This is a genomic window from Vibrio sp. RE86, from assembly GCF_013114545.1.
Classification (GTDB): domain Bacteria; phylum Pseudomonadota; class Gammaproteobacteria; order Enterobacterales; family Vibrionaceae; genus Vibrio.
The window spans coordinates 226,970-238,122 of sequence record NZ_VTXI01000006.1 but is presented as its reverse complement, the minus strand read 5'-3'; the positions used below and the strand labels follow the sequence as shown (position 1 = coordinate 238,122).

Annotated in this window: 11 protein-coding genes; 2 read left to right on the top strand and 9 right to left on the bottom strand. The window is 43.0% G+C overall.

Going from position 1 to position 11,153, the window contains the following annotated elements; translation table 11 throughout:
• Positions 1-115: 115 nt before the first annotated feature.
• Together F0231_RS08605 and F0231_RS08600 are read right to left on the bottom strand one after the other, a co-directional pair.
• Positions 116-1,309, bottom strand: a complete 1,194-nt coding sequence (locus tag F0231_RS08605) for a class I SAM-dependent methyltransferase (RefSeq protein ID WP_171759314.1) — start codon at positions 1,307-1,309, stop codon at positions 116-118.
• A gap of 95 nt (positions 1,310-1,404) precedes the next feature.
• A complete protein-coding gene (locus tag F0231_RS08600; RefSeq protein WP_171759313.1) occupies positions 1,405-2,808 on the bottom strand; it encodes a methyl-accepting chemotaxis protein in 1,404 nt (467 codons plus the stop codon).
• Positions 2,809-2,902: 94 nt separating this feature from the next.
• On the opposite strand from F0231_RS08600, the gene yccX reads away from it, so the two are divergent.
• Complete coding sequence (yccX, locus tag F0231_RS08595; protein ID WP_171759312.1) at positions 2,903-3,175, top strand: acylphosphatase; 273 nt, start codon at positions 2,903-2,905, stop codon at positions 3,173-3,175.
• A gap of 26 nt (positions 3,176-3,201) precedes the next feature.
• Here the strand turns inward: yccX and F0231_RS08590 are convergent, their stop codons facing one another.
• The 7 genes from F0231_RS08590 to F0231_RS08560 all read right to left on the bottom strand — a co-directional run bounded on the left by F0231_RS08590 (position 3,202) and on the right by F0231_RS08560 (position 9,750).
• Positions 3,202-3,531: a TusE/DsrC/DsvC family sulfur relay protein gene (locus F0231_RS08590; protein ID WP_171759311.1), complete on the bottom strand. Its 330-nt coding sequence runs from the start codon at positions 3,529-3,531 to the stop codon at positions 3,202-3,204.
• Between the two features lie 124 nt (positions 3,532-3,655).
• Complete coding sequence (locus tag F0231_RS08585; RefSeq protein WP_171759310.1) at positions 3,656-4,324, bottom strand: Bax inhibitor-1/YccA family protein; 669 nt, start codon at positions 4,322-4,324, stop codon at positions 3,656-3,658.
• A gap of 357 nt (positions 4,325-4,681) precedes the next feature.
• Positions 4,682-5,293: a pyridoxamine 5'-phosphate oxidase family protein gene (locus F0231_RS08580; protein WP_171759309.1), complete on the bottom strand. Its 612-nt coding sequence runs from the start codon at positions 5,291-5,293 to the stop codon at positions 4,682-4,684.
• A 279-nt stretch (positions 5,294-5,572) separates the two neighbouring features.
• Positions 5,573-6,322, bottom strand: a complete 750-nt coding sequence (locus tag F0231_RS08575) for an amino acid ABC transporter ATP-binding protein (RefSeq protein ID WP_171759308.1) — start codon at positions 6,320-6,322, stop codon at positions 5,573-5,575.
• Positions 6,323-6,342: 20 nt separating this feature from the next.
• Entirely contained in the window at positions 6,343-7,440 is a 1,098-nt protein-coding gene (locus tag F0231_RS08570) for an amino acid ABC transporter permease (RefSeq protein WP_171759307.1), read from the bottom strand.
• A 1-nt stretch (position 7,441) separates the two neighbouring features.
• A complete protein-coding gene (locus F0231_RS08565; RefSeq protein WP_171759306.1) occupies positions 7,442-8,644 on the bottom strand; it encodes an amino acid ABC transporter permease in 1,203 nt (400 codons plus the stop codon).
• Between the two features lie 77 nt (positions 8,645-8,721).
• A complete protein-coding gene (locus F0231_RS08560; RefSeq protein WP_171759305.1) occupies positions 8,722-9,750 on the bottom strand; it encodes an amino acid ABC transporter substrate-binding protein in 1,029 nt (342 codons plus the stop codon).
• Between the two features lie 458 nt (positions 9,751-10,208).
• On the opposite strand from F0231_RS08560, the gene F0231_RS08555 reads away from it, so the two are divergent.
• Positions 10,209-11,147: a bifunctional precorrin-2 dehydrogenase/sirohydrochlorin ferrochelatase gene (locus tag F0231_RS08555; protein ID WP_171759304.1), complete on the top strand. Its 939-nt coding sequence runs from the start codon at positions 10,209-10,211 to the stop codon at positions 11,145-11,147.
• Positions 11,148-11,153: the final 6 nt, after the last annotated feature.

Sequence of the window (11,153 nt, the reverse complement as noted above, 5' to 3'; positions counted from 1 at the left end):
GAAAGAGCGCGTGGAACAGCAACAATTAGCGTTGGACTAAACAAAGGCCCCCTTTTAGGGGGCTCACACAAAGCCACCTTCTTTAGAAGGTGGTAATTTACTTTAACGGCTTTAATTATAAAACCTTACAAGCAAAGCCTTTGAGGTAAAAACCTTCTGGGTATGCGCTGTCAGTAGGGTGGTCAGCAGCTTGCTCAAAGCGCTCTACAAACTTCACTTGTCGGCCTGAATCTACGGCTGCATCTGCGATCACTTTCTGGAACAAGTCTGCGCTCATTAGGCCAGAGCAAGAGTAGGTCAGTAGTGTGCCGCCAGGCTTTAAGATTTGCATCGCCAGCATGTTAATGTCTTTATAGCCATTGGCACCAGATGTGAGGTTATTCTTGCTTGATACGAACTTAGGTGGGTCCATAACCACAACATCAAACTTAGTACCTTGGTCACGGTATTCGCGAAGCAGTTTAAATACGTCAGCATTAAGGAATACAGCGCGCTTCTTCGAAATATCAAATTCGTTGAGTTCTGCGTTGTACTTCGCTGTATCAAGTGCAGGCTGAGATACATCAGCGTTGATGACACGCTTAGCGCCACCTTTAAGAGCATAAAGACCGAAACCACCTGTGTAAGAGAAGCAGTTTAAAACTTCTTTGTCTTTCACGTATTTCATCGATTGAAGGCGACTATCACGTTGGTCAAGGTAGAAGCCGGTTTTATGGCCACCAATGATATCAACACTGATCTTTACGCCGTTCTCTTCAATGACTACAGACTTAGGTGGCTCTTCGCCATGTAAAACGCCAGTCGTTTGTTCTAAGCCTTCTTTCTTACGCACTGCGACATCTGAACGTTCGTAAACGTTACATTCTGGGAAAACTTCTAAAAGGGCGTCAACTAAGGTTTGTTTATGGAACTCTGCACCAGCGCTGAGTAACTGACAAACCAAGTAATCTTGGAATTTATCAATGGTGATACCCGGTAGACCATCTGATTCTGCAGCAATCAAACGGTAACCAGTTAGGCCGTCACGTTCAATGATGTCTTCGCGAAGCAATTGAGCATCTTGAATACGTTTAACGAAGAACTCTTTATTGATCTCTTTCTTTTCGAAGCTCCATACACGAGCACGAATTTGAGAGTTAGGTGAGTAAGCCGCTTTCGCTAACCATTTCCCGTCATGGGCAAAAACGTCAACCGTTTCACCTAATTTTGGTTCACCTTCTACTTTATGAATACCGCGAGAAAACACCCATGGGTGCTTGCGGCGAAGGGATTTATCACGGCCTTTGACTAGATAGATAGCTGGAGTCATTGGATTACTCAATTGTCTGTTTTGAAAGGATGGTATTCTCTAGGAAGTGTATTTGAAAAGCAAATAAAAGAGCCGATCGGAGGCGGCTCTATTGATTAGGCTTTTAGACCTGTAAGAAGTGATTCCATTTGGTCACTCTGATTACGCAACTGGCTTATATTTTCGTTCGTTGCGTTTATCATATTGCAGACACTGTCCGATTGAGCTCTTATCTCTTCGACACTTGCGGCAATGTTATCGGCTACAACGCCTTGCTCTTCGGCAGCAGTCGCGATTTGGATGCTGCTGTCAGAGATAGATTGATTCTTCTCAGCGAGTGCACCAATTTCAACATCGACTTCTGACATCAATTGCTGGCCTTCAGATGCATTGACAACGGTCGTTTCCATCAGTTGTGTCAGAGACTGACTGTTGCGTTGCAGAGCTTCAATCATGGTTTGAATCTCTACAGTTGCTTGTTGAGTACGGCCAGCTAGAGCACGGACTTCATCTGCGACTACTGCAAAGCCTCGGCCTTGTTCTCCCGCTCGAGCAGCTTCAATCGCTGCATTTAAAGCAAGAAGGTTTGTCTGCTCAGAAATACCGTTGATTGTGGTAACAACTTCATCGATCTGCGCTGCATTCGCATCAAGTTCCGCAACCGCTTCTGAGGCTGAACGAACCTCGTTAGAGAGCTGCGAAATTGAGCTGAGCGTATGACCGACTTTTTGTTGGCCCTGTGTAGCAACACTGCGAGCATCTTCTGTCTGGCTACTTGAATCATGAGCAAGGTTTGCAACTTCACGAATCGTAGAAGCCATTTGCTCTGTAGCGCTAGCAAGCGAGTTCAAATGCTCTTGCTGCGAGCCTGACACTTCAGCACTTTGAATATTTGATTGATTTAAATCGGAACTGATTTGCTGCATAAGAGCAATAGACTCTTGGATTGAAATTACCATGTTTTGTTCACGCTCAGCGACTTGATCGATGGTGATTGCAATTTCACTGAATTCATCACGCACTTTGAAGAAGTTCATGCGGCTCGTTAGGTCGCCATCTGCAAGCGTGCTTAGTGCCTTGTTCATGGTAAACATCGCACCACCAATGAAGGTCATGATGTAGTAAACACCCATAGCGATCAGTGATAACGTAATGAGTACGACTGTGATGTGAGTTGTGGTCATTGATGTCCACAAATTCTGGTCGTGTGTTGCAGCTAGGCTGAACTCACCATTGTTGACTAGGACAGAATCTTTGCCAGATGCGAATTGAATTGTTTCAGAAGAGTTAATGATAGAAGCAACTTGTTCTTTAGAGAGATTGCCTGCCTCAATAAGATCGCGCATTAAAACCAACTCATCTTGATATAAATGGTTGAGCATTTGATCTGCAGTGTTATCAAGTACTAAAGTTAAAACGACGAGAGCTACGAGAGGCAATAAGAAGAGCAAATAGAACTTTTCTTGAATCTTTAGATGGATTAGATACTTATCAATCCAGCGAAATGGTATTTCTTTCATAATTATTATATCCAATAGACGAACCCATAAATCCTAAATGGGTATATACAGAACCGTGTAAATATATCATTGAGTGATGAATAGAGGTATATAAATGACAGAAAGTTGCGTCAAATTCACAGTATCAGGTGTGGTACAAGGGGTAGGGTTTAGATATTCAGCAGCTCATGAAGGGAAAGCAATCGGAGTAACGGGATACGCGAAAAATCTATCTAACGGAGACGTTGAAGTGGTTATTTGTGGCAGTGAAGTTCAGGTAGTCCACATGGAGCGCTGGCTGGAAAAGGGACCAAGAACATCGACGGTAGAGCAGGTCATCAGAGAGTCAATGTCATTCAAACCATTTTCAGGATTCAAGATTCTGTAGTTAGGCTACAGAATCTTTCGTAAAAGCTATAAGCACTTAGCGGGTTTTGGTAAGCCAGCTAGTTTTGTTGCCTGCTTCGCGGGCCCTTGTTTGAATAGCTTGAACAAGTATTTACTGTTGCCTTTTTCAGGGCCATGTGCTTTTTCTATTGCTTTTACAAGCATGCGTACCGCTGGAGAAGTGTTGAACTCTTCGTAAAAATCTCTTACGAAATGAACGACCTCTAGGTGAGCCTCGGTAAGCTCAATACCCTCATGTTTAGCAAGAAGCGCAATCATACCTTCTTCCCATTGCGTATGGTCGAGTAGGTAACCTTGTGCGTCAGTTTCGATTTGTTTGCCGTTGTACTCAAACATTATCCGATCCTAATAGTGATGATATTCAATAGGGTAGCGCAGCATACCGTGATTTAACAATATCGCAAGTATGAAAAAGCCCGGCAAGTCGTGCCGGGCTTTTAGATTGACGTTATGTGAACGATTAATCGTCGTTCATAATACCAAGGATGCTTAACAGGCTAGTAAATAGGTTAAGAATGTTTAGGTACATAGAGATTGTTGCGCTTACGTAGTTTGTCTCTTCACCACGAACGATACGGCTAGTATCGTAAAGAATGAACCCAGAGAACACTAGCGCAGACATGCTACTAATCGCTAGTTGACCAATCGTTGAACCAACAAAGATGTTGATAATAGCTGCAACGATAACAATGATAAGGCCGGCAATTAGGAAATTACGCATGAAAGAGAAGTCTTTCTTGCTGCTGATTGTGTAAGCAGATAGGCCAAGGAACACCATACCTGTTAAGCCAAGAGCTTGAGCAATGATAGATGGGCCGCTTGGGATAGATGCGTAGTAGTTAAGCATTGGACCTAACGCGCCACCCATAAGTGTTGTGAAGACGAATGTCCAAACAATACCCATTGAAGAGTTGATGCTACGTGGTAATGCAAAGAACAGAATACCGATCGCAGCAACTTGCATAACGATCGCCATGATAGACGAAATACCAATTGCCATTGTTGCCATTGCAGCAATAGCACTAGTAACCAGCGTCATTGATAGCAAGAAGTAGGTATTCTTGAGTGTTTTGTTGATCTCAAGTGTATTCGGAGCACTTGTAGAACGAGTAAACATAGGGCTGTTCATAATCTTCCTCGTGAGGTTTTATGTTTATAACTACATTTATGAGGTTGAACGACCAAAAGATCAAGCCCCAATTAGCGTTTTAGTAAACAAAATAATAATAGAAATAAAAACTTATGTACTTTGAAAGATGTAACACAATATTACTTTAAGTATGACACAGATTCTTATTAAGTTGCTGATAAATAAACTTTAATTTCCGGTTACCCTTCTATGGCATTAAAAGAGATTGTATAGCCGCTTTTGAATGACTTTGAAACTGTGATTCATCGTTGTAAATAGTACGTTTTTGTTGGTAGTTAAGTCGCTCTCGCGGGTAAGTATTTCTGCTAAGTTCATCAAAAACTGAATCAACTTTCCCTATAAATCAGAGATATAACGTTCTTGTACGCCTGCATCCACTTCTTCAACAAACTGACGGTTATTGGACGTGTTGTCGGCAATTTCACGTCCAAATGAAATCTTTATGGGAGGGAGGTAGCTCGTACTATCCCAGATTTTGCTTCGCAGAAATGCTTTCCCACAATGGAAGTAAGCTTTGGTGATTGAGACTTCCAATACCAGAAGAGCACGATGGCTATGACCCGATACCTCATCACAAATAGCACCTTCAATGAGTTTACAAGTACCGTGTATACGTAAGCACTCCACTGTACCAGGTCTGAGAAAAATTAAGCCGACTTTATTGTTCGATGACACAATATTTTGCAGCGAGAAAGCTAGCTTGTTCCCTTTTAACTCGGGTAATAGCAGCGTTTTGCGATCTCTTACTTGTACAAAACCAGGTTTGTCTCCTTTGGGCGATATTGTGGGAAAACCAAGCTCATCGACGGTAGATAGCATGAGCAGAGGTGAGGTTTCTATAAACGATTGCATTCGGTCGTTTATAAAGTCATAAATTTTCTTTTCTGCTAGAGGATTGGGCTCTCCAATCACGTCCCTAACTTGCGCAACTGATTCAATGTTTCTCATGTGGCCTCCTATACCCTTACGTCATGATTAAACGGGAAGGGCAGTTAACACAATGATTAAGGCTGAGAGGATTCGTATTGCATGTAAAAGTTAAGAGGGAGTTCAAAATGAAATGTATCTAGCGCAAAAACTTGTTTTGAGGTAGTAGTTAGGTACAAGTAAGGCGTGAAATACGAGTAGTGCGACTTTTAATGAGGAGCCTTCAAATAGGAGGGTTCATTAAAAAGGGCAGCCGAAGCTACCCTTTGTTTTGCTTGTAACGGCTGTGTTGCCCCACATTTAGTGGTGTAGAATCTGAGCCAAGAAGTTTTGCGTTCGGTCTGACTGAGGGTTTTCAAAGAAATCTACAGGATTGTTTTCCTCGATAATCTCACCAGCATCCATAAAGATAACTCTATCTGCTACCTCTTTTGCGAAACCCATCTCGTGAGTTACACAAAGCATCGTCATACCTTCTTCAGCAAGCTCTACCATTACGTCAAGCACCTCACGAACCATCTCAGGGTCAAGCGCTGATGTTGGTTCATCAAACAGCATGACTTGAGGACTCATGCACAATGAACGAGCGATGGCTACACGTTGTTGTTGACCACCGGAAAGCTGACCTGGGAACTTGTCTGCTTGATCTGGGATCTTAACGCGCTCAAGGTATTTCATCGCAATCGCTTCTGCTTCGTCTTTGGGCATCTTCTTAACCCAAATAGGTGCTAACGTACAGTTCTCAAGTACCGTTAGGTGAGGAAACAGGTTGAAGTGTTGGAAACACATGCCCACTTCACGGCGCACAGCTTCTATATTCTTCAAGTCTTCCGTTAGCTCATTACCTGAAACGATGATGCTACCTTTCTGGTGTTCCTCAAGGCGGTTGATACATCGAATCATGGTCGATTTACCAGAACCAGATGGGCCACAAATAACAATCTTCTCGCCCTTCTTCACGTTTAGATTGATGTTTTTCAAAACGTGGAACTCACCGTACCACTTGTTCATATCCTGAAGTTGGATCATGTAATCTTGTTGTTGCGTCATAATACGTCCTTGAGTCTTAATTATCGTTTGTGACCGGTGTGAAGTTTGTTTTCTAGCCAAATCGAGTATCTCGACATGCCGAAACAGAACACCCAGAACACCAACGCGACAAATACATAACTTTCCGTAGCAAAACCTAACCACTCAGGGTCAGTGTTTGCAGCTTGGCCTATGCCTAACACATCAAACATACCGATGATGAGTACAAGACTGGTATCTTTAAATAGGCCGATAAAGGTATTTACGATAGAAGGGATAGTGATTTTTAATGCCTGCGGCAAGATAATCAATCCCATCTTTTTCCAGTAGCTAAGCCCTAACGCGTCCGCTGCTTCATATTGACCCTTTGGAATAGCTTGTAGGCCACCACGTACCACCTCTGCCATGTATGCCGCACTAAACATCACGACACCAATCAAAGCACGAATAAGTTTGTCGGTTTCTGAGCCTTGCGACAAAAACAGTGGAAGCATAACCGAGGCCATGAACAGAACTGTGATAAGCGGTACACCGCGCCAAACTTCGATATAAACGGTACAAATGCTTCGAATAATTGGCATTTCTGAGCGACGGCCAAGAGCCAGTGCTACACCAATAGGAAGAGATACCACAATACCAACGAGTGCTATGATCAGAGTAACGAGTAAGCCACCCCACTTGTGGGTTTCTACAACCTCTAGTCCAAAGACACCTCCATATAGCAACGCACCAATAATGAAAGGGTAGATATTTACGAAGAAGAGCCAAATCCACAATCTTTTCGGCGTTTTTTCATAGGCCAGTAGCACGGTAAAAATTGCGAGTGTGATGTAGAATAGGCGAGGGCGCCACAGCTCTTCTTGAGGGTAAAAACCATACATGAACTGTTCCCAGCGCACGCTAATAAACACCCAACATGCGCCTTCTCGACTACATGCATCACGAGTTGTGCCAACCCAATCCGCTTTTAGAAATGCCCAATCAAACACGTTCCAAAGCAACATGAATGCTAAGTAACCCAGCATGATTGTTACAATAGAGTTGATAGGACCGTTGAATAGGTTTTTGCGTAGCCAACCAACGACACCCACGGTATTGGCAGGAGGCGGAAGGTCTGGCTGAAATTGATGTATGCTCATTCTATCTCTCCACCAATGCTACTTTACGGTTGTAGATGTTCATCAATGCTGACGTCAACAAGCTTAGTGTTAGGTACACGCCCATTGTCATCGCAATAATTTCAATCGCCTGGCCAGTTTGGTTGAGTGTGGTACCAGCAAACACAGAAACCAAATCAGGATAACCAATCGCCATTGCAAGCGATGAGTTCTTGGTCAAGTTTAAGTATTGGCTAGTCAGTGGAGGGATAATGATTCTCAATGCTTGAGGAATTACGACCAGCTTTAGCGTACGCGAACGTGGCAGGCCTAAAGACATAGCTGCTTCAGTCTGACCATGGTTCACTGCGTTGATACCTGATCGAACGATCTCAGCGATAAACGAAGCGGTATAGATACTTAATGCGAGTAATAAAGCGGCCAACTCAGGGATGATGCTAATACCCCCGCGGAAGTTAAAACCTTTTAACTCAGGAAGTTCAGCTGAAATAGGTGAACCCATCAAAAAGTAAACAATAACAGGTAAAACAACGCATAGTCCGAGAGTAATGCGGCCCATCGGGGTTTGCTGACCTGTTAGCTTCTGCTTGTTCTTTGACCAAATGCCGATAACGATAGTCGCAATAACACCAGCAATGAACGAAGCTACGACTATAGATGAGCCTTCTTCAAACACAGGAGCCGGGAAGTACAAGCCTCTGACATTCAAGAATATGGCTTCACCTAAGCTCAAACTTTCTCTTGCAGATGGTAGAGCTTGCAGAACGGCGAAATACCAGAAAAAGATCTGTAAAAGCAAAGGTACATTACGGAAAATCTCGATGTAAATCGCCGCAAATCGACTGACTAACCAGTTAGAAGATAAACGTGCGATGCCCATGACAAAACCAATCACGGTTGCGAGAATAATACCGAAGAATGATACAAGTGCTGTATTTAGCAGGCCGATGATAAATGTGCGGCCATAAGAGTGTGTTTCATCGTATTCAATTAGCGTTAGGCCAATCCCAAAGCCTGCTTCTTGATCGAGAAATTCAAAACCCGTGGCTATACCACGTGCTTCTAAGTTGGTAAGTGCGTTGTTGACAATGGTGTAAAAGAAGAAAACAAGTGCTGCAATCGCAACGATTTGGAATACAACAGCTCGAAAGGTGGGATTGTAAATAAGGTTAGCGTTTGAGCTCGGTCCGCTATCCGAGTTTGTCGCCGTATTGGTAGGTTTCATACAACTATAACCTCAAAATCCATTTTATATAAAAAAGGGCGGCCAAAACCGCCCATTTTGAATAGTTATTTATAATATTAACGGATTGGTGGCGCGTACATAAAGCCGCCTGCGTTCCACAGTGCGTTTACGCCACGAGAGATCTGTAGAGGAGAGCCTTCACCTACAGTACGCTCAAAACTTTCGCCGTAGTTACCAACTTGTTTGATAACTTGGTAGCCCCAATCGTCACGAATACCTAAGCCTTTACCTCTAGGTCCATCAACACCAAGGATACGTTTGATATTTGGATCTTTAGACTTAAGCATTTCATCAGCATTCTTAGATGAGATGCCGTATTCTTCTGCGTTCACCATTGCTGAAAGTGCCCACTTAGCGATGTTGAACCATTGGTCGTCACCTTGGCGAACAACAGGGCCTAGAGGCTCTTTAGAAATGATTTCAGGCAGTACTTGCGCTGAAGAAGGGTCCTGAAGATTCAAACGAAGCGCATAGAGACCCGATTGGTCAGTAGTAAGCACGTCACAACGACCTGCATCGAAACCTTTGGATGTTTGAGCCGCTGTATCGAATACTACTGGCTTGTACGACATACCATTGTTACGGAAGTAATCTGCTAGGTTTAGCTCTGTTGTAGTACCAGACTGAACACATACAGATGCACCATCAAGCTCTTTAGCACTAGTTAAACCAAGGTCTTTCTTAACCATGAAACCCTGACCATCATAGTAGTTAACACCAACGAAGTTCAGACCAAGAGCTGAATCACGGTGAAGTGTCCATGTCGTATTACGTGAAAGAATGTCGATTTCGCCTGATTGTAGTGCAGTGAAACGCTCTTTAGCTGTTAGGGGAACATATTTTACTTTCGTTTTATCACCTAGAACTGCGGCAGCGACAGCTTGACAGTATTCTACGTCGATACCTTCCCATTCGCCTTTAGAGTTTGGGTTAGAGAAACCTGGCAAGCCAGTACTTACACCACAAGTTAAAAAACCTTGTTTAGTTACTTTATCAAGCGTGCTGTCTGCTGCTGCAGCGCTTGTCGACATCAGTGCAGTAGATGCAGCTACAACTGAAGCAAGAAGTGTTAGTTTATGTGCCATTTGTATCCTTCCTGTATGATCCATGTTAGTTCAGGTACATCCTGATATAACGATTAAAATGTTGTGTTTCATTAATTATTAGGTTGCTGTCGCTCGTCTTCGAGTCTTGCTAAATCAACCAGTTATAAGCGTAGGAAAGGATTGATGAATTCTCAAATGTATAATTTAAAAAGATTTTTGATTGAACTCACAAACCCTGACAGACATTAGAATGGCGAAATGTTATGGGAATGTAAATAGTGCAAGACTTCACAAAACTGGTGCAACGGGATGGTGTAATTAATTTGCTTACAATGATAGATTTGAAATTTATATGATTCACTTCGCATGGTATATAACTCTAAAGATAGTTGTAAATTTGGTTGTTAATCATGCATGGGATCAAAATCACATGATTCTTTTGCCCTATTTTTGGTAGTATCGAGTGCAAAGACGTTTTTAATTACTCAGGGAATGAAATGCAGTATTTTCCTCTATTCATGGATCTCAACCATAAGGCCGTACTTGTTGTTGGTGGGGGAGAAGTGGCAAGCCGCAAGGTGGATAGCCTTATCAGAGCGGGGGCGAATGTAACAATTGTCTCTCCTCACGTAGAAGATTACCTTGCGAATTTGATTGAAGCGCAAGAATGCCATTGGGTGCAAGGCTTCTACTCTGAAACTTTACTAGAGAATCATTACGTTCAAGTTTGGGCGACAACGGACAACCCGGATCTTAACCATCAAGTTCACCATGATGCCAAGAAAAAAGGGATATTGGTTAATGTGGTTGACGACCTGCCTTATTGTGACTTTATTACACCATCGATGATTAATCGTGGTCGAATCCAGATCGCGTTGTCGAGTGGAGGCGGATCACCTGTTTTGATTCGTAATATGCGAGAAAAACTAGAATCCGTATTACCTCAGAACTTGTCATTGCAAGCCGATTTTGCGACATCCAAGCGCAAAGATATTAAACAGAAGCTAGCGACAGTAGATGAACGTCGTAAGTTTTGGGAAGCGTTTTTTGCACGCTCCGACGTAGAGAAAGCGCAATCTAACGTTCAGCTTGAACAAGCTTATCAAGATGCTTTTGAAACAGGTTTTGATCAAAAGGGATCGGTGACTTGGATAGAGTACGGCAGTGATGTTGAACTGCTAACACTCAAAGCGTTAAGGTTGATGCAACAATCTGAACTGGTGCTTTATGATGCTGATTGCCCATTCGCGTTTGTCGATTTAATTCGCCGAGACGCGGAAAGAGTAAAATTTGACAACGATGCTGAATTGTCGAGTCATTTAGAGTCGGCCAAATCTAACGATTTTAGAGTTGTGGTCTTGCTTGCGCCTAAGTCCAATAGCGTCACCTTCTTACAAGGCGAGGATGCGATTATCTCGCTGGGTACGGCTAAGTAGCCAATG